A 17,879-nucleotide genomic window follows, 5' to 3' on the forward strand; every position below is an offset into this window, starting at 1 on the left:
TTTGTCGATATGGTAAACATTTCAGAAATATGCAACACATTTATGAAATGTGGGTGATCTAGTGAGCCAAATTGTCCGGATTTCTCGGACCTTCTTTTGCACTTTTCCGAAGGATGTGCTGCCATCGATGATGGCACAGGTGCGCCGATGGCCTAGCCCAGCCCGGCACCCATAGCCTTCGATTTTCCGGCGTCGGGAGCGCTCGCGGACATGGCCGTCTGCTTTTCACCCGCGCGCTCATAGATGGCGCGGACAAGCCGGTCCTTGTCGTCTGTGACAACCACGGCCTCGGCCCTAGCGCGTGACAGTGCGACATAAAGCATCTTCTGATCGACCAGATTGGTGGAGCGGCTGTCGGCGTGGATCAGGACGCGCTCGGCGGTCTGGCCCTGCGCGGCGTGCGCTGTCTGCACATAGGAATGTCGCAAATGGGCATCGCGAGGATCGGAGAGGTCGAGCTTCTGCTCGCGTCCGTTGACGAGCTTCACGGTTGCCCGGCTACGGTCAGGATCGATGCGGGTAACGGTCCCGCCATGGCCATTGACCCTCCCAGCCTCGCGGTCGTTGCGGGTGAACTGCACGCGGTCGCCGGTCCGCAGCTCCATCGGCTTCGGCTCGAACATTTCGGCTTTGCCAGCGCCCCACTGCCGGGGATGCCAGTCAATCGAACGTCCATCGCGGCCTTCAAGAGCAATACGCCCTCGCTCGGGATCGACAGCGGCAATTGCGAAACTCTCACCACGCCGCACGCCCTTGGCGGCATAGTCGCGGTTGAACCGGACAATATCGCCGATGGCATAGCTGGCCGCCTCGCGCGCTTCGGCGCGGGTCAGACCTTTCGCTTCAAGAGCGTGGAATCGTACCGCATCCGCCGACAGCTCGCCGCGCTCGGTTAGTTTCGCGCGTATCATGCTGGTGAGCCGGTCGCGGCCTTCGCGCGATGGTTCGATCACCAGCATTCGTGTGCGCTCTGAGACCGGCAACGCCAGATAGTGCCGCGCCATGGCTCCAAGGCGCTCTTCGGGTGTTGTGCCTTCGATCACCTTGCCGCCGCCACGTCCAAGCGCGGCCAGGGCCTTGCCTGCATGGCCCTCGATTGACGCCATCACGGCTTCGCGGGTTTCGGCATTGGTCTGCCGGACCACCTCGGCAAGTTTCGCGGTCGCCATGCCTGCCTGCTGCAACTGGGCAAAGGCCACGCCCGCGCCCACCGATCCCAGTTGCTTCACATCACCTACTAGGACAAGCCGGGCTCCGGACTTGTCGGCGCGGGTCAAGAGCTTCGCCATGTCGTGCGCCGAAAGCATCGAGGCTTCATCGACAATCCAGACGGCATTTTTGCCCGCTGCCTTCGCCTCTGGCGCCAGCAAATGCCGCGCCACGGTATCGCCGCGCAGGCCGAGCGCTTCGCCGAGAACGGTTGCTGCTGATGCGGTCGGCGCAAGCGCGGTAACCGCAAGTCCGTGACGCCTTGCCTCGCGCGCGTAGGTGGCAAGCACGGTAGTGGTCTTGGCGGTCCCAGCATATCCCTGGACAGCGGCGACGCGATCCCGCGAAGTAAGTAGGTCTGCGGTCGCCCGCTTCTGGTCCTCAGTCCAGGCATAGCCAGATCGTGCCGATTGGCGCGCTGCGCGCTCAATGGTCCGTGCTGCTGCAACCGGACTGGCGAGTGATCGCGCCATGCCGCGCCCGGCTTGCTCTAGCCGCAGCATCGTCCGCTCTGTCACGATCGCCTGCGGCGTCGTGAACCCGGCGAACTCCGCGCCGCGCCGGTCAAGGAAAGTGCGCGGGACTAGCTCACCGCGTTCTCCCGCCTCGGCAATCGCTACGCTGATTGCGCCATGCCCGGCTTTGCCAAAGGTATAGTCTCCGGCCTCGCGCGCCAGCGCGCTGGCCGAGATTACCGCCTCTCGCTCGGAGAGCTTGGCAGCGGCCCATGTCACCGCCTGTCGCGCCAGCAATTCCGGGCTGGCAGTCGCTTTGCTGCTCTTGGTCCGCTCCCTCGCTTGACCGATCAACCTGTCTCGCACTGCCTTGTCGAACCCGTTGGCATCGGCAGTCGCCCGCCAGTCGGCCCGCAAGGTGCGATGATCCGCACTTGTCTTGGCTTCCCGTGTATCGAGCGCGGCGATCTGCTTTTCGGCTGCACTGGCTTCATCGCGAGTCTTCCCGCGCTCGGCAAGCCGGGCATCGATTGCTGCTGTGCGCTGGCTCAGCGCATCGATGGCCTTCTCAGGAACGCCTGCGATCTCGAACAGCGAGTCTTTCCCGGCCTCGATCTTGTATCCCAGCGCGGCAACACCGTGCGCCAGCTCCTGCCGGTAGATCGCGCCGATTTCCTTTTGCAGCTGGTAGAAGGCGCGGGGTTCAAGGCTGCGCCAGTTGCCATCCTTGTCCTGCGTGGCGTTGATCACGACCGCATGGGTGTGCAGCTGCGGGTCCTGTGCGCGGCTCGTGGCATGGCGGAAAGTGGCGATTGCGAGATTACCGGTCGCCTCGCGCCGGACCTCGCCGCCCTGCCTGATCCGCGTTGCCGCCATGTGCTTTTCGACATGGGCGAGCGCCACTTTCACCGCCGCGCCATGCGCTTTGATCAGCCGCTTGTCTCCGGCAACCTCGGCCATGATCGAGACCGACTTGGGCGCAGACAGGGTGATGTCCCAGCCTGGCCGGTGCTCTACTTTGCCATCGCGGGTGGTGCCGAGTTGCTGTCCGGCAATCCGGCCTTCGAGCAATTCGGCAAACTTCTCGCGATCAACTTCGCCCGACAGGCCCAGCTTCTCTGCTGCCTCGCCAAACCATTCGGACGGAGCCATGCCGCCTTCAGCATAATAGTCGTCGGCCTCGTAATAGCTCGCGGCCTGCCCGGCACTCGACAGGGCCGAGACCGAGGCGACCACTAAACCGGTCCCGGTTTTGCGTCGGGCTCTGCACCTATCGCGATCTCGCTGACCCGGCTCCAGAGCGTGCCTGCCGGATCGCCTGGCACGTAGGCAGGCTGACGAGGGTCGCCACGCCGGGTGATGTGATCGGCGGTAAGACCAATGCGCGCGACCGGCAGGCCATCGGGAAGCAACAAATAGCCCTGATGCGGACGCAAGCGCAGTTCGCTTTCGAGCACGGCGGGGCGGAACTGGCGCTGGGTCGCAATGGTAGTGCGCGGCACTTCGCTGCCTATAGAGAGCGTGTCAGTGGCAACGCGCAATTCCACCTCGCACTGGCCGATGGTCTCGCTCGCCCATTTGCGCGTTTCCTGATCGACCGTTTGCAGGAACAGCTTGGTGTTGCAGCAGGCGAGCATGGCCTCGGCGATGTTCGCGCCGTAGCGATTGCGCATCTGCCCGAGCGCCTGGAAGGTTAGCACGATCGCAGCGCCGAACTTGCGTCCCTCAGGCAGCAGGCGAGCCAGGTTCTCGACACGGGGCAGGTCGGCCAGCTCGTCGAGCACGAACCAGATGCGGCGGTCTGGCGACGGCGACAGACCCAGCACCGCACTCGCCGCGCATTCGAGCCAGCACGCCATAAGCGGCTTGGAGGCTTCGAAATAGTCCTCTTTACGGGGCACGAAGATCCAGGGCTTCGCACCCTCGCACTCGTCCAGTTTGGCAATGAAATCGCGGAAGGCGAAGCGGTCCTCTCCTTCATCTTCGACCTTCAGGAACTGGATCAGGTTTGCCGCCTTGGCGAGCATGAAGAGCACGCTGCCGGTGGCGCGGTCGGCGTCGTTGGCAAAGGTGCGGGCCGACGACGTATGCCCCAGCCACTCCTTCAACTGTTCCTTGTCCTTGACCTGCAAGGCTTCGAGCAAAGCTTCGAGGCTGCAGTTCTTTTCTGACCAAAGCGAGCGGATCATATTGGCGACAAGAATGCGGCTTGTTTCAAGCCAGACATCGTCGTCCTGGCTACTGGTTTCCGAGACGAGCTGGCGTGCAATCCGGTCTGCATCGGCTGGGTGCGATATCTCGTCGAAGGGCGTCCAGAAGGCGCAGCGCGCATCGAAGGGATTTAGGATGATGTCGCCGCGCGCGGGGTTATAATAGTGGGCTATGAACTCGCCCGATGTGTCATAGACCAGCGCCGCTTCGCCACGCCTTTCGATGCCGTCGAGCATCTGGCGCAAGGCAGTGGTCTTGCCGCTGCCGGTGGTGCCGAGAAAGGCAAAGTGGCGGGTCTCGATCCGGCGCGGAACGGGGACCGGGCCGATGCGCAGGGCATCCCTGCCGCAGAGCAATATCGTCTGCGCCGCAACGTCCACTTCATCCGCCACGCGGGTGCCGCCAATGACCCGGTCGGCGAGCGTATCCTTGCCCTGTTCGGACATGGTTCGCTGGAGCAACCAGACCGTGAACAGGCCAATCACAAAGCCCGTGATTGCACCGCCAGCGATCACTTTGACGACCTGCCAGAAGGTATCGGTGAAGAGCGGTTCAGAGGCGAACCAGGCGGCGGGAACGGTCCAGCGCTTGCCCTCCATCGCTATGTTCATCTTGATGTCGCTGTCCCCAAGGGAACCGAGCAGGGTCAGCAGGTTAGCCCACGCATACTGCACCGCTGTCGTTACCGCGGGGCCGTGCAGCAGGAACTGGGGTGCAATGATTGCTCCGGTCGCTGCTGCACCTAAAGTGACCGCCGAGAAGAAGCGAAAACGCTGCTGCCATTGCGCCATGCGCACGCGCCACAGGGCATGGGCACGGGTTACAAAATCGATGTTCGAATTCATGGCTCGATCTCCAGGGCGAGCGAGCGCTGGCGCTCGAACGCGGCGCGCGCTTCGGCTGCAATTGTCTCGTCGGGTTTCTTCGTGCCCAGCGCCGCGTGACGGGCATAGGCATAGGCCGCACAGGCGGTGAACAGGGTGCGGTCTAGCACCCTTTCGACCTCGGCCAGGCGCTCCGATATTGCCCCGATCTCGCGCGCCAGTTCGGCGAGATCGGTCTCCTTGTCGGTGCCGTGAAGCATGGCGAGAAAGCCTGCTTCCACGACCCGCGCCAGCATGGCGTAGTCGCTCAGGCCCCTCCGCCTGGCGAAGTCAGCCAGCACCCGGTATTGCGACGGACTGAGGCGCACCGTCTGCGCCCGCGCGCTCATCGGTTCGCTCCGGCGGCGATGCTATCCGCCATCGCGAAGAATGGCGGAATTGCGCGGCTTCCGGGCAACGTGCTTGAACGCGATGCTATTCGCATCCGCTCAAACCCGCAGAATTCCTCGATGCACACGTGCGTGGGGTGTGTATGAAAATTACGGGTCCGATACGCAGTATCGTGGCCCCTTCTTTCTCCCGTCTTTCTCCGGTCAATTGGCATGGGCATCTTGCTCCATGCTTGCCGTTGGAGGCGTCGCAGACAGGATCAGATTTCGGGCGACATGGTCGTCGAAATAGCGTTCGCGGGATTGGCGCGAGGACAACCGCCGTTCCGCCATATCGGGGCGCGTGAACCAGCGAAGCAGCGCGAGGTCGATCGTTGATCGAACCTCATCGGCGAGCTGGTTGGTCTCTTCCGGCGTGAGGTCCAGCCACCCGAATTCGGTACGCAGCTGGCCGCCAAGCGGATACCCGGTTCCGTTCCGGCTCCTGTAAATTGGGCCCTCGACAGTGAGGCAACAATCTTGCCCCTCAAACCGCTCGCGGACCGGGCGTTCGTACCAGAGCCAGGGCTGCAATGTGTGGCGACGGGCGCGCCCGTCGGCGTTGTCTTCGACAAGCAATCCTACGAGCTGGGCCGCGCGCGCTTCTTCGTCGCTTGGAAGGCGAGCGATCAGCCAGCCATGCTTCTGCAGGGCCGCGTTGATCAGGGAAAGGACAGACATGGGGGAGATGCTTTCTGCGGGCCATTGCCCGCATTGGAGGGGTCAATAGCTGCGCAGGGGGAGGGTCTCTATCCACTCTTCGATGTCAGTGGAGCGCCAGCGGATACGACCGCCACCGATGTCTATCGGATGAGGAAAGGCACCCCGGCGGATGCGTCGCCAGATCGTTGTCCGGCTGCGAATGCCCGTGAGGCGCATGACCTCATGGCAGGTGAGTAGTTCGATATTCGGCACGACAGATTCCTTTGCTTCAAGGTTCTGTCACCGCTGCCGCTTGTCCCCTCGCGACGATGGGTTGCTTTCATTTTGCCGTTACGGATCGTGCAATCAGATGTTCAACTCAGCGCCACCCTTGGCTTAGGTGACGTTGGCCAAGCTATGCGAATCGCAATGCTGTAGGAAAGAACAAAAAGAGAACTAATGCCGTTCCGGAATGGCGGATGGACGCTGTTGGATCGATATGGACAGTCCGGGACTGAGAGAAATTTTCCCGCTGGTGTCCGCTCCGGGCCAATGCAGGTCCGAATCTACGGTCTTGGTGCAGCGCGAGACCGGTTTTCGCGCGAATCGCAGCTTGAGTCGAAATGACAAGCAAATGCGCTTTCGCTTTGCACGTTGATACGGACATGCAAAGAAAACGCGAAAATCATTACACGTGCCCCGGTTCGAGCGCATTTATCCCGCGTTTATTGAAAATTGGAAAATTGTGGGATAAATCGCAGCGATGGCTGTGATCCAACCTTTCTCTGCCGAACAGGAACGTGCGCTCATCAACATGCGCCAGCGCTATGACGCGTGGATCGAGGCCGAGCGCGAACTCTATGCGATGCCATACGACCTGAGGCGCAAGAAGGTCGGCGATTACGAGTATCTCTATGAGATCTTCGATCGCAGCGGGAACGGGAAAAGTCTCGGTGCCTGGGACAATGAAAAGCAAACCCAGCTGGAGGACTACAAGGCTGCAAAGAGTGCTCTGAGGGAGCGCCGGGACGGTGCGCGGGATGCCCTCGGCGAAAGTAGCAGGATTGCGCGCGCGTTACGCTTGCCGCTCCTCTCGGCGGACGCGGGTCCAATCCTTCGTGAGGCAGACAGGCGCTCGCTTCTCGGCAGCCATCTGCTTGTGGTCGGGACAAATGCGATGGCCGCCTATGCGCTAGAAGCTGCGGGCACTTTCCGCGACATGCCTGACGAGACAGAGGACTTCGATCTCGCCTGGACGGCTGACGAACCGGAAGACGGAACGCAGCTTTGGGACATGCTCAAAGCGGTTGATCCGACTTTCACGATCAATACCGAACGGGAATTTCAGGCGCGAAATGCGAAGGCCTATGAAGTCGAATTGCTGGTCGCACCATCACGTGTCGAAACGCTCGCCGGAAAAGATCGGCCACGACCCGTTCCGCTACCCGAACAGGAATGGCTCCTACCGGGTCGGCGGGTAGACCAGGTCGTCCCGTGCCGTGATGGCAGCCCGGCGCGAATCGTCGCACCTGACCCCCGCTGGTTCGCGCTCCACAAACTCTGGCTGGGTGCTCAGTCAAAGCGGAACCCGCTTAAGCGGCGCAAGGACACGGTGCAGGGAGCGGCGCTGCTCGACGCAGTTGCCGAGGCGATGCCCCATTATTCATTGGGCTACGAGTTTGTGGAAAGCCTGCCTGATGAGCTAGTGCCCTATTGGGAGGAGTGGGCGAAGGCGCGCGGATAGCTCCTGAATTCAGTCACTCGGTTGGGGCAAAATGGCTGGTCTTTCCCATCAATTTGCTGTAAACAACGAGCATTGAAATCATTAGAATTTTTCGAGGATGGGACCCAAATCCTCTGGCAAAAATTCATTCTTGGGGCACCGACGGGGGCCTCACTTAAGTAACCAAGGTCAAGATTCTCGCAGTTTTGCGACATTCTGAGAGCGGTTCGAGTCCTCTTCTGGCACCAGCACTTTCTAAGTCTCTGAAAGTGCATCAAATCTCTGAAAAGTATTGGGATTTTTCAGCTGACTGTTACATTTGTAATAGGAGCAAGGACGTGAGCAATCATCTACAGAACCGCAATGGAACGTATTACTTCAGGCGAATAGTGCCTGATGACGTCCGAGGGCACTTTCGGACCGCCAGTGGAAAACCTCGCACAGAATGGACATGGTCGCTGCGGGTCAAGGATCGTGAAGCTGCAAAGCGCAAGCTACCCGAGTGTCTCTCCAAGACGAACGAGTGGATTGACAGCGCAAGAAAAGCTCCGGCTTCTATCAGTCGATTAGGTCAAGACAGTCCTGAGGCGGCGGAGGTAGAGAGCGCGATGCAGGAGGCCTCGCTTGAAGCTGCGGAGTTCTTTGCGGCTCAAGATGCAGAGGAGGAAGCTCGCGCAGAGCAAGACCCAAAGTTTGCACTTGATTTGGAGATTAGGGCTGAAAAGGCCGCTGAGCTACGCGGGCTTAGAGAACGGAGAGAGGATAAGGAGTTGTTATCGGAGGCCGGTCGCCATGAAGCGGTTACCTTGATGGAATTGTTTGAGGGCTATGCGAGCGAAGCAGAAGCTAGGCCTTCCACAATCCAAGGGTTCCGGTCGCACGTCCGCTCATTCATCAGTCAAAGCGGGGTTAGCGATGCGGCCAAAGTTGAGCTGGAGCACGTTATCGGCTGGATTGATTGGTTGAGAACCCAGCCCGGACGGAAGGCAGCGACACTTTCCGAGGGAACTATCCGCAATAGCTACCTTGCAGCTCTTCGCCTGACGCTTGCCTACGGTGTCACCAAGCTCCGTTTAAAACGAAACGTAATGTCAGACTTGAAGCTTATGCGAGCTAAGAAGCCCAAGCTGCTTCGCGAACGGCACTTCAGCAAGGATGAGCAAAGGATCATTCTATCTGCCTCCCTGACGCCAGCCCCTAAACGGATGGGCAAGCAGTTGGCAGATGCTAGACGTTGGGTGCCTTGGCTATGCGCGTATACCGGCGCAAGAGTTGGTGAGGTGCTTCAGCTTCGCAAGACTGATGTTCGGCAAGAGGATGGGGTATGGGCCATACACTTGACCCCCATTGCCGGGGAAGTGAAGAACAACTCGCAAAGGTGGGTGCCTCTCCATGAACACCTTTTGGCGCAAGGTTTCGCAGATTGGGCTCACGCTTCAGATACTGAAAGATTGTTCTATCGCGAGAGAGCGGCTGGTGCACCTGTCCGAAGGTCGCCGCCCTATCAAGCAAACTACAATAGATTGAGGGAATGGCTTAGGGGCCTTGTGCCCGACCTTCGAATGCGCATTGCTTAGTTGCCTGGATCACCATTGGCGCGCATACAATTATGCGGTGCGCCAATGCGCAGCTTTCGTCCATCACCTGCGCTTGCGGCACCATGGCGTGCACCAGACTAGGGTCAAGCGCCCACGTTGTATTGATCGGATCAACAGTGAGCAATCTCTCTATCCCCGCCTTGCAGTCGACTTCGCGGATCAATCGCTGCAGGCTTCCCGCGACCGCAGCGGCGCCGATCCTGGGGTCAGAAAAGCCCATCTTCACCCCTTGCGCTGCCGCAGCCAGACCAGTGGTAATAACCATTTCAAACCGACCACCATGGGCAATGCGAAGACCGCCCCGACACACTGACGAATATTCGCACAGCTTATGACGGCCTCATCATCACCGACGCTATGGTACTACCCGACGCTGCAGTTGAATGGCTCGAGACAGAAGAAGCGGACGCTGTGTCTGTTGGCAGAGCCATTCTAACCAACCCTGATTATCCCGCTCGGACCCGGAACGGAGCAAAGATGGCAAAGCCGGATTAATCGCTACTCTAAACCGGAGAAGAACGCGGATATTGCGCCTATCCCGCGCGAGGGTAAGCCCAGCTCAAGATAGAGAGGATGGCGTTGTTATCAGACCAATCTCAACTTGTCTCCGATTGGCGCAATTAGGACTGATGGCGGCATGGGTCATGCTGCAAGATCTGCCTCTCAGCCAATGTGGCTGAGCGGGCGGCTTTGAAGCTTTTGCGGTTTACGAGATGAAGCTGCGAGCTGAAGTGGCTATGATTGTTGGCGTGAACCGAGGCGAATTTCTGTAACGTCCTCATGCGCCTGAGAGGTAAGTGTGAGTTCTTCAGCCGGTTGTTTTTCCACCGCCCCATCTCATCACGGTGCCAGAGCCAATGGCGAAAGCCCTCCATTCTGGAGGCGCGCTGCCTTTGAATATCAGCCGCAAACGAAGGGCCAAACCGGTTCCACCAATATCGTACATTCTCGTGGCCGATACTGATACCACGTTCAAATAGCAGGTATTCCACATCACGCAGTCTCAACGGATAACGAGTATACATCAGCACGGCGATCCGGATGATCTCGGGCGAACAGTTGAAATAGTAAGACGGACTGCATGTTTTACGGGGTCTCGGCGTCCCTACAAATTATGACGCCGGCCCACGATTTGCGATCCGGTGCATTGGCTCTGACAGGGCCTACAAATCTTAGTCAATCAGTGACCACAACTTCGTAGGTAAGGCCACTGGTTCCAATCGGATAGACCGATGCGGTGTACTTTCCTTCGACGTAAAACACCCGGCCATCAGGGCCGCTCGATACATCTTCTTTTTGCGATGAATCGAGCCGGTCCCAATTGCCATAAGCTTCTAAAAAGGCGCGATCGCCAAAACGCGTCGTAAGTTCCTCACAAGTCTCGCCGTCCCAAATCAGTGTTTCAGGCACATAACCACGATAAGCGAAGGTTATAAAGCAGCCCGGCCCGCTGCCCCGGGTCGGAAACTTCTCAGCCATAGACTCCATGCTTAACACCGCCGACCTTGTCGCAGTGGCCGCATCATGCACAATTGGCAACGCGGGCACTTCGCTCGTACGCCCATCTGCGCTTTCGTGCCTCTCTGGTTCGCGCTTGGCTTGATCAGTTACACTGGCCGCATTCGAGCAAGCGGCTCCTCCCATCAATGCAGCAATCGTAAGAACGCCCCGCAGGCCACGTTGATGTACGCAGTTAATCAGGGTCGTATTCCACATGAAGATGGTCATTTGCAGCATTGCCCGCGAAAGTCTCGAATAGCACATCATAGTCCGATCCGAGAATTTGGCTAACTTCGCGGGCAAATGCAGACCCTTGCGCGTCAGTGATATTATTGCCGCGGAAATCGAGCGCTCGGTCCTGATAGTGGAGCGAGCCATTAGAATGTCGACCATCATTGCCGCTGGTAATCACAGGTTGCGGCAGGCCTAGGCGTTCAGCGGCTACTGCAACCGCGCGGATCACAGGGTCCATGGATGGATGCAGACTGTCAATGTCGACCCGGTCACTCTTGATGGCGACGCCAGCTTCCTGAGCAAGAATGCGCCCATCAAAAGTACCGGATGCAGCAGGCACCGCGGTTCCAGTTGCCCCAGGCAGTGAAACCGCAAATGCATCGGGCCGAAAGCGCTCGAGATCCGGTGTAGTGCCGTGACGATGGATTGCATCACCGCGGCCCAGCACTGGTCCGTCGAGGGCGTTAATCCATCCAAGGTTGCGCGCATCTGAGTAATTGGGGTTCGCGTAATTCAGATTCGTCCCGATCGAAGAAGGGCGTCCCGCAGCGCGTTCGGCAAGATAACGATCGACCAGTGCATCCACACGTTCGCTTACGCGCGACATTGGGATGTCTTCCACCGCGTTGCGGCCATCGCGGCGGGACACCGGACCATTGATATCGGAAAACTGGTTACGTGCGTTTACGACCTCTGAAACGGTGTCTCCCCACCGGCCAGAGGCTGTGCGGTTTAAGATCGTATCAATCACACCATAGGCCTGCGCCTCGCCTGCCGATTGAACCCACTCGGTTTGAAGCGTCCTTTTTATATTGTCGATGTCGGCCTGAGAAAGGTTCAGCGTTCCTCCCTCAAAACGGGTTTTGGCGACTTGCCCCACCCCTGCGCTTGGAGAGGTTGAGGCGGGCCGGGCGCCGACCAATTCCGGGCCTGGCTCAGGAAGCGCGATGCGTTGCCCGGGATAGATCATGTCGGCGTTACGAATTTGCGGGTTGGCCTGAAGTACTTGAGCAAGAGAAAGCCCGTTGGCACGGGCAACCACGCTCAAGGTATCCCCGCGAGAAACAATATGTTCGCGGCCGCCCGATGACGGCAAAGAGAGCTGCTGTCCGACAAATATCCGGTCTGGGTTGATAATCCCGTTGGCCCTCGCAAGTGTCGCCACATCGGTTCCAAAACGCGCCGCCAATTGGCCAAGAGTGTCGCCTCTCTGGACGGTATACTCATTGCCGCTCAGCGACATACTGAGCGCTCCTTGCTCAGAGATTGACGGCCGAGTTTGTGCAATGGCGTTCATGGCGAGGTACTCCAAGTTGGGATTGAAGTATCACTGCAAGGTGTGCTCAACGCTATCTGCAAAACGCATAGCATGAGAGCGCTGACCGAAGGCAATGCACAGGTGAGCGCGCTTTAGTCTATGCATGCGCTAACATGTCTCTTTGTCACCTGTTTGCAGCAACAAACCTATCCCCGTTTGACTAAAACGTAGCCGCCAAGACCCGCAAGGCCGAGACCTGCCCCTACCGCTAAAGCGAGTGTTAGTGGAGATGCATCACCTTCCTCGCCCTCGACGCTCGCATTGCGCACCGGTTGTTCGCTGCCGCCCGGACCCGCCTCAAGAGCATCGCCTGCATCCGCCCCTTGGCGCGGGACAAAGCCGTTGCGGGTAAGGCTCATCGTGCTCAAGTCCAGCCCGCTAGCTTTGGCGCCTTCAGCTGCAGCTTTTGCCAATTGATCAAGCATCGCGGGATCGGTGTTCTTGTAGTGATTAAACGCTGTACTCAGCATGGAAGCCTGTAACATCAATGCTTCGGCATATTCTTGACGCTGCGCATCGGTTGTGTCCCCGAAGGCTGGGGTCGCAGCGAAAGCATTGTAGACCTGGTTCTTGACCATCACGATTGTGCCTTTGTCGGGATCTCGATCCTGCTTATTCGCCGCCATCCAGACATTCATCCACCACATTGCATAGATGTCGGCGACATTGTCGGGATCAAATCCGTAAGACTTCATCCCGGTGCGAATGTTAGCCATCAAGCCTGGCTCTGCAGCCAGAGTCCGCTCAAGGTCTGCACGACCCGCTTCAACTGGAGTGCGGTCAACAAAAGTGCGCAAGTTCTGCTCGGTACGCTGTGCGGAATAGCGATAAGTGAAGGTGCTCGCGGCAGCCTGTGTTGTACGTCTGGCCGGCAAGCCGATCAACGCATTCAAGCTGCGGGCATCGACGAATCGATCTTGGCGCTCTCGCGCCCTCTCGCAAGACCCGCCACAGATGGAATTGGTAACGTTGTTGAAGCCAACGACGCCGCCCATATTCTGGGCTTGGGCCGACATGGGCACGACGAAAAGAGCTAGAAAAGCCAAGGCATATCTAATCATGGGCCGCTCCTGATATAAAAACGGGGAGGTGATATTTCATACCACCCCCCCAGCTCTTGTGCTAGAAATTTGCGATTATTGCTTGCGAGCAAGCGTTGACTGGGATTCCCCGACCGCTTTCAATGAAGTATTGAGCGCGTTGGAAATGATGCTGATTTCTTGATTCAGCTTCTGAAGCTCGCCATTAAGTTCGCCCAGCTGCGAAGTATTAGAGTCCCCTTGTTGACCGATCGCTTCGCTAACTTCGACCATGCGGTTGATCTTCTGGTCAAGAATCTGACCAAGGGCGCGTGCCATCCGTGCAAGGAAGCCACCACCACCGTCGCCGATCCCACCGATACCATCCTCGCGCTCACGCTGAGCATTGGCGCGCATGAAGTCCTGCATCGTATCAAGAAGCATCTCAGACGCGCTCATAAGCTGTCCGCGTTGAAGAGGTGACATCCGTCCTTGGTCTGCAAAAAAGTCGATCGACTGACGCAGACTTTGGAAACCCGCTGATTCGCGACCTCTGATCTGATCGAAGAAGTTGTCAAATTGGCGGACGCCAAGACCCGCTGCGGCTTCTTGCAAATTCTGATTGAAAGCACCGTTGAGCCCGGCGTTTTGAGCAAAAGCCGCCTGAGCCATGTCGATCATTGGCTGTGGCAAACCCATTTGCTGGCCAAACTGCTGGATCGCATTCATTGCGATCTGTGAGCCGATGGTGCGCATGGCAAGGGCGCCCCAGCCTACCGGGCCCATGGCAGCCTGTACTAAAGTGGCGGGGTTAAAAACTGCACCTGCAATACGGTCAAACATAATAGCAACTCCTGTCATTGATCATCAGAACTTGGAATCCGAAAGACTTGTTGATGTCTTCGGATTCTTTTTCGCCGATCTTGGTGAGTAGCAATATCTGCACAATGCAGAGGCAGCCTATGCAAAGCGTATAGAGGGCGGTAATGCAGGCCTAATCGAGGGAATGAAACAACAGCCCGCCAAGTGCCACCAGCTCTCGCATTCCATCGAGATCGAGCTTGCGCACCGCGTTGTTCAAGTGGGTTCGCACTGTCCCTTCCCCGACGGACAGCAGCGTTGCGATGTCTGCATTGGACCTTCCCCAACCGGCAAAGCGCAAAGCGGCGGCCTCTGTGCGGGTCAGACCCTTCAGGCCCTCTACAAGCGATAAAGGGACTCGCGCGCCGTCCACTGTGAATTCGCCGATCTCCACATCGCGTTGCCGGGCCGGATCACGCCGCGCCGCTTCGCGCATCTTGGTGATAAGCGCGAGCATGTCAGGATCGATCGAGGCAAGGTCAAAGCCGGTTTGCTCGCCCGCCTGCCGATCAATCTCACTCATACTCATTGCGGCTCTCCTGCCCGCTCCATGATCCCGAAACCTACATCTTGGCGCGTTGCCAGGTCACTGATGACCATCTGTGCCAGAAGCGGAAGGATTAGGATCAGGATAAAGATCGCCGCGGTGGTCTTGATCGAAAGCGAAAGCATGAAGACGTTGAAATTGGGTGCAAACCGATTGAGCAGCCCCATGCCAAGATCGATAATAAACAATACCATAAGGACAGGCGATGCGACGAAAAAGGCAATCTGGAAAAAACGTCCAAGCTCACCCTCAAATAGACGCACACCACTGATTTCAAGGCTGAGCCCGCCCGGACCCATTGGCCACACTGCAAAGCTCAACATAAGTGTGCCAACCAGCAATGTGAGGCCGCCAGCAGTCACGAACGTCACCTGCGCAAACCGGCCCAGAAATGTGGCGGTCAGTGATTGGGTTGCGCCGCTGACCGGGTCGACGATTTGTGCGATTGTTGCGCCCGACTTGCTATCGATAATCTCGCCTGCAGACGCCATCGCCCACAAAAAGGTGCCAAAGAACAAGCCAAGCACAGTTCCGGCTGCCGCTTCTCTCCCCAATAGGAGCACCCAATCGATTGCACTTAGTGACTGCGGCTCAAAGCGCATCGGCAATGTCAGCGTCACAAGCCCGAAGGTCACGATAAGCGAATTGCGCACAAGCGCAGGGATCTGCTCACTGGAAAAAAGAGGCAGCATGAGGAAAGCAAAACCAAAGCGCGCAGAGCCAGCACCCACAAGTAGCGCTTGCTGTGTCCACGGGATCGCCTGAATAAGCGATCCCCCGAGAGTATCGGGCATACTCATCCGATCATGCGCGGGAAGTTGCTGAAAATCTGATCGCTGAAAGCGTAGAGACTGCTCGCCATTAGCGAGGCCGTGATGAACAGCGTCAGCACAATGGCAAAGAATTTAAGCGTGAATTGGAGCGTTTGTTCCTGAACCTGCGTCGCGGCCTGCACCACGGCCACCAACAGCCCTACGATAGAGGCTGCAATCACTGGCGGAGCCGATAAGAGTAGCACAAGCCAAAGTGCTTCCAGCGTAATGTCAGTCATATCTGTCATATCGCCTGCCGCCCCCGTGTTCTAAACATAGGACAGCACCAATCCGTGGCTAAGCTTAACCCACCCATCCACCAATACGAATAACAGCACCTTGAACGGCAACGATATCGTCACCGGGCTCAGCATCATCATATTGAGCGCCAGCAGGATGTTGGAAATCAACAAATCAATTATCAGGAACGGCAAAAATATGAGGAAGCCGATTTGAAAAGCAAGCTTAAGTTCACGCACCGCAAAGGCCGGGATTACAATCACGAAATCGCGGTCGGAAAGCTCCTCTGCGCGCTCGGGACCGCTAATCTGCCGCTGGGTCGCCAGGAGAAACGCCCGGTCTTCTCTCGTGGTGTTCGCAACCAGGAATTCTCGTAGCGGTTCTTTGACACGGTCGGCAGTCGACAATATCTCCTGCGTGTCCTGGATTTGCCCGATATTGGGAGGAGCATCGCCCGGCATTGTCGCGACAGATTCATCCGTCAAACCGGCCGCCGCGCTCATATCCTGTAACGTCGGGTACATCACATAAACGGTTAAAATGAGGGCGAGGCCATTGAGTACGACATTGGGAGGGGTTTGCTGAAGTCCGAGCGCGGTGCGGACGATCGAAAGAACGACGACGATCTTGGTAAAGCTTGTAACCATCACTGCCAGAAAAGGTGCAAGCGCAATCAGGATGACCGTTATGAGCGCCGAGCCGGGGGTAAAGCTGCCGAGTTCCATCAAGTTTGCTCCTTCATGGGTTTGTTACCGAATGGTCACCAGTGAATTGAGATCTGGCCCCCGGACTGCTCGGAACGGTTTCATCATCAGATTGGCTAAGTTTAATGTCGCTGCGATCGATGGCTTGCCCGTTTGTGGCGTCTTCAGTTTGTGCAGACGGCGATGAACCCACTTCAGAATGTTCGAGAAGAACTGCAAACCGATCTCCGATCCTGACAATTTCGCCACGCCCGATCGTGCGCCCTCCGATCGAAAGGCTCGCTTTGAGCCCCTCGCTCACAGCCCCCAAATCAAAAGTCCCCGTTTCAGCCATGCGCCCAAGCTCAGCCTGAGTCACCGCGATATCGGAAAAGTGAACGGCAACCGGGACAGCAAAACTGCCTGAGGGGTTGCATGAAGGTTCGGCTAAAGGCTCGGTTCGGGTCATAGCACCTGATGCTCCTCTTGAAATCGGCTCGGCTGTGGGCGGCCCTCCATCCGCGAGGATCGGCACGAGCCTTCCCGCGATAGGGTCAAACCCCAAGCGCGACTTTTGTGGCGGCATAAGCGTTTCATCGCTTGCAGAGTTTTGACCGGTGACCATTGGCCAAGGGCCATGATTGAGCACTACCAAATCGCCTGCATCAAGCGCCTCGGCATCGCAGATGGCAAGGCGTGCGCCCACAAAAGCGCAAGGCATAACAATCGGCGCAGAGGCAGGCTCGGCTGCGCAAATCTCGGTAAGGATTGCGAGCTGTCCTAAGACTTCCCCGCCTTTACTCAGCGTGATAGCGGGCCAATCCGCGTCAGGCTGGCGCATATCATGAAACTCTACGGCAACCCCAAGAGCCTTTTCAATATCGGCGAGAATGTCTTCATGCGCCGTGAGAGTGCGCATCAACTCCTCGGCAGGGGCGGCGCGTAATGGTGGGTTGCGCATAGGTAGGAATGCGATGCACTCCCCCCAAAAGTACGCCGCGTCATCCCTTCGCTTGGGAGAGATGGACGTTTGAAACCCAGCTCTGGCCAGTCTTTGCGCAGCCTGCTGCGTCCAAGCTATCTGCGCTGCAGAAAGGTTGCATAAATCTGCGGCGAGACCTTGAACCGGATGGTTCATAATCTGCTGTCTCCCGATACATCGTCGGCCAAAGATCGATCATTTTTAGCCATCCTCAAACGGAAACGGCGTTCTGAGCCTCGATTTTCGAATTGAGTATCTGTTGCATCTGCATCTGCACCGGCAGAACGTCCAACCTCATCGTTCGAAGATGTAGAAACGGGCCAGCTCTTGAGCGGTGTAATCGCATGTGCGGTAACGCCAAGCAGCATCTGTTCACCCTCAACCTCAACCAGAACAAGTCGTTCACGAGGTCCGACAGGCAATGCCTTCTCAAACCTCATATCAGGTCCGTCATCAGCGCCGGATAGGCGGCCAAAACTGCCGTCCTGAAATCTCTTCAAAAGCCACAGCGTTCCCCATGCCAGAGCAATGACGAAAGCGAGCGAGATGATGATGGCAAGCAGGGAGGAGAAGAGCGTTCCGATCGACATAAA

General features: G+C 57.9%; 19 protein-coding genes. 2 read left to right on the forward strand and 17 right to left on the reverse strand.

Going from position 1 to position 17,879, the window contains the following annotated elements:
- Nucleotides 1-152 precede the first annotated feature (152 nt).
- The 5 genes from mobF to AC0V6Q_RS13040 form a co-directional block, all read right to left on the reverse strand.
- Nucleotides 153-2,900 carry a MobF family relaxase gene (gene mobF / locus AC0V6Q_RS13020; protein ID WP_486168804.1) on the reverse strand — a complete coding sequence of 916 codons (2,748 nt, stop codon included), beginning with the start codon at nt 2,898-2,900 and terminating at the stop codon, nt 153-155.
- Nucleotides 2,900-4,720 (reverse strand): type IV secretion system DNA-binding domain-containing protein, encoded by a 1,821-nt coding sequence (locus AC0V6Q_RS13025; protein ID WP_486168805.1) that lies wholly within the window; start codon nt 4,718-4,720, stop codon nt 2,900-2,902. The genes mobF and AC0V6Q_RS13025 overlap by 1 nt, the downstream gene beginning before the upstream one ends.
- Nucleotides 4,717-5,088: a hypothetical protein gene (locus AC0V6Q_RS13030; RefSeq protein ID WP_486168806.1), complete on the reverse strand. Its 372-nt coding sequence runs from the start codon at nt 5,086-5,088 to the stop codon at nt 4,717-4,719. The genes AC0V6Q_RS13025 and AC0V6Q_RS13030 overlap by 4 nt, the downstream gene beginning before the upstream one ends.
- Nucleotides 5,089-5,292: 204 nt before the next feature.
- On the reverse strand, nt 5,293-5,808 hold the full coding sequence (locus tag AC0V6Q_RS13035; protein WP_486168807.1) for a hypothetical protein: 516 nt from the start codon (nt 5,806-5,808) through the stop codon (nt 5,293-5,295).
- A gap of 42 nt (nt 5,809-5,850) precedes the next feature.
- Nucleotides 5,851-6,042 (reverse strand): helix-turn-helix transcriptional regulator, encoded by a 192-nt coding sequence (locus AC0V6Q_RS13040; RefSeq protein ID WP_486168808.1) that lies wholly within the window; start codon nt 6,040-6,042, stop codon nt 5,851-5,853.
- Between the two features lie 490 nt (nt 6,043-6,532).
- Between AC0V6Q_RS13040 and AC0V6Q_RS13045 the strand changes: the two genes are divergently transcribed.
- Together AC0V6Q_RS13045 and AC0V6Q_RS13050 are read left to right on the forward strand one after the other, a co-directional pair.
- Nucleotides 6,533-7,513, forward strand: coding sequence for a GSU2403 family nucleotidyltransferase fold protein (locus tag AC0V6Q_RS13045; protein WP_486168809.1), 981 nt, complete (start codon nt 6,533-6,535; stop codon nt 7,511-7,513).
- Nucleotides 7,514-7,830: 317 nt separating this feature from the next.
- A complete protein-coding gene (locus tag AC0V6Q_RS13050; RefSeq protein ID WP_486168810.1) occupies nt 7,831-9,069 on the forward strand; it encodes a DUF6538 domain-containing protein in 1,239 nt (412 codons plus the stop codon).
- Here the strand turns inward: AC0V6Q_RS13050 and AC0V6Q_RS13055 are convergent.
- From AC0V6Q_RS13055 to fliO, 12 genes are all read right to left on the reverse strand, one after another.
- The gene (locus tag AC0V6Q_RS13055) at nt 9,029-9,355 is read right to left on the reverse strand and encodes an enoyl-CoA hydratase-related protein (RefSeq protein WP_486168811.1); all 327 of its coding nucleotides are present in this window, start codon (nt 9,353-9,355) and stop codon (nt 9,029-9,031) included. The genes AC0V6Q_RS13050 and AC0V6Q_RS13055 overlap by 41 nt on opposite strands.
- A gap of 355 nt (nt 9,356-9,710) precedes the next feature.
- Nucleotides 9,711-10,136 carry a hypothetical protein gene (locus AC0V6Q_RS13060; RefSeq protein ID WP_486169314.1) on the reverse strand — a complete coding sequence of 142 codons (426 nt, stop codon included), beginning with the start codon at nt 10,134-10,136 and terminating at the stop codon, nt 9,711-9,713.
- A gap of 130 nt (nt 10,137-10,266) precedes the next feature.
- Nucleotides 10,267-10,818, reverse strand: coding sequence for a hypothetical protein (locus AC0V6Q_RS13065; protein WP_486168812.1), 552 nt, complete (start codon nt 10,816-10,818; stop codon nt 10,267-10,269).
- Nucleotides 10,784-12,067, reverse strand: a complete 1,284-nt coding sequence (locus AC0V6Q_RS13070; RefSeq protein ID WP_486168813.1) for a LysM peptidoglycan-binding domain-containing protein — start codon at nt 12,065-12,067, stop codon at nt 10,784-10,786. Before AC0V6Q_RS13070 ends, AC0V6Q_RS13065 begins: the two co-directional genes overlap by 35 nt.
- 221 nt (nt 12,068-12,288) lie before the next feature.
- Nucleotides 12,289-13,203: a DUF6683 family protein gene (locus AC0V6Q_RS13075; protein ID WP_486168814.1), complete on the reverse strand. Its 915-nt coding sequence runs from the start codon at nt 13,201-13,203 to the stop codon at nt 12,289-12,291.
- Nucleotides 13,204-13,278: 75 nt separating this feature from the next.
- Entirely contained in the window at nt 13,279-14,004 is a 726-nt protein-coding gene (locus AC0V6Q_RS13080; RefSeq protein ID WP_486168815.1) for a hypothetical protein, read from the reverse strand.
- A gap of 151 nt (nt 14,005-14,155) precedes the next feature.
- Entirely contained in the window at nt 14,156-14,545 is a 390-nt protein-coding gene (locus AC0V6Q_RS13085; protein WP_486168816.1) for a helix-turn-helix domain-containing protein, read from the reverse strand.
- A 2-nt stretch (nt 14,546-14,547) separates the two neighbouring features.
- Nucleotides 14,548-15,363 carry a type III secretion system export apparatus subunit SctT gene (gene sctT / locus AC0V6Q_RS13090; protein WP_486168817.1) on the reverse strand — a complete coding sequence of 272 codons (816 nt, stop codon included), beginning with the start codon at nt 15,361-15,363 and terminating at the stop codon, nt 14,548-14,550.
- 2 nt (nt 15,364-15,365) lie between these two features.
- Nucleotides 15,366-15,629 carry a type III secretion system export apparatus subunit SctS gene (gene sctS, locus AC0V6Q_RS13095; protein WP_486168818.1) on the reverse strand — a complete coding sequence of 88 codons (264 nt, stop codon included), beginning with the start codon at nt 15,627-15,629 and terminating at the stop codon, nt 15,366-15,368.
- 21 nt (nt 15,630-15,650) lie between these two features.
- Nucleotides 15,651-16,346: a type III secretion system export apparatus subunit SctR gene (gene sctR, locus AC0V6Q_RS13100; protein ID WP_486168819.1), complete on the reverse strand. Its 696-nt coding sequence runs from the start codon at nt 16,344-16,346 to the stop codon at nt 15,651-15,653.
- A 13-nt stretch (nt 16,347-16,359) separates the two neighbouring features.
- Nucleotides 16,360-17,223 carry a hypothetical protein gene (locus AC0V6Q_RS13105; RefSeq protein ID WP_486168820.1) on the reverse strand — a complete coding sequence of 288 codons (864 nt, stop codon included), beginning with the start codon at nt 17,221-17,223 and terminating at the stop codon, nt 16,360-16,362.
- 215 nt (nt 17,224-17,438) lie between these two features.
- Nucleotides 17,439-17,876 (reverse strand): flagellar biosynthetic protein FliO, encoded by a 438-nt coding sequence (fliO, locus tag AC0V6Q_RS13110; protein ID WP_486168821.1) that lies wholly within the window; start codon nt 17,874-17,876, stop codon nt 17,439-17,441.
- Nucleotides 17,877-17,879: the final 3 nt, after the last annotated feature.

The organism is Erythrobacter sp. S227 (assembly GCF_057364925.1).

Coding starts and splice junctions, on each gene's coding strand:
- sctT (WP_486168817.1), bottom strand. CDS start 15,363: ATGCCCGATACTCTCGGGGGATCGCTTATTCAGGCGATCCCGTGGACA.
- sctR (WP_486168819.1), bottom strand. CDS start 16,346: ATGGAACTCGGCAGCTTTACCCCCGGCTCGGCGCTCATAACGGTCATC.
- AC0V6Q_RS13075 (WP_486168814.1), bottom strand. CDS start 13,203: ATGATTAGATATGCCTTGGCTTTTCTAGCTCTTTTCGTCGTGCCCATG.
- AC0V6Q_RS13035 (WP_486168807.1), bottom strand. CDS start 5,808: ATGTCTGTCCTTTCCCTGATCAACGCGGCCCTGCAGAAGCATGGCTGG.
- AC0V6Q_RS13025 (WP_486168805.1), bottom strand. CDS start 4,720: ATGAATTCGAACATCGATTTTGTAACCCGTGCCCATGCCCTGTGGCGC.
- AC0V6Q_RS13055 (WP_486168811.1), bottom strand. CDS start 9,355: ATGGTTATTACCACTGGTCTGGCTGCGGCAGCGCAAGGGGTGAAGATG.
- AC0V6Q_RS13105 (WP_486168820.1), bottom strand. CDS start 17,223: ATGCGCACTCTCACGGCGCATGAAGACATTCTCGCCGATATTGAAAAG.
- AC0V6Q_RS13085 (WP_486168816.1), bottom strand. CDS start 14,545: ATGAGTGAGATTGATCGGCAGGCGGGCGAGCAAACCGGCTTTGACCTT.
- AC0V6Q_RS13070 (WP_486168813.1), bottom strand. CDS start 12,067: ATGTCGCTGAGCGGCAATGAGTATACCGTCCAGAGAGGCGACACTCTT.
- sctS (WP_486168818.1), bottom strand. CDS start 15,629: ATGACAGATATGACTGACATTACGCTGGAAGCACTTTGGCTTGTGCTA.
- AC0V6Q_RS13065 (WP_486168812.1), bottom strand. CDS start 10,818: ATGACCATCTTCATGTGGAATACGACCCTGATTAACTGCGTACATCAA.
- AC0V6Q_RS13045 (WP_486168809.1), top strand. CDS start 6,533: ATGGCTGTGATCCAACCTTTCTCTGCCGAACAGGAACGTGCGCTCATC.
- AC0V6Q_RS13080 (WP_486168815.1), bottom strand. CDS start 14,004: ATGTTTGACCGTATTGCAGGTGCAGTTTTTAACCCCGCCACTTTAGTA.
- AC0V6Q_RS13030 (WP_486168806.1), bottom strand. CDS start 5,088: ATGAGCGCGCGGGCGCAGACGGTGCGCCTCAGTCCGTCGCAATACCGG.
- fliO (WP_486168821.1), bottom strand. CDS start 17,876: ATGTCGATCGGAACGCTCTTCTCCTCCCTGCTTGCCATCATCATCTCG.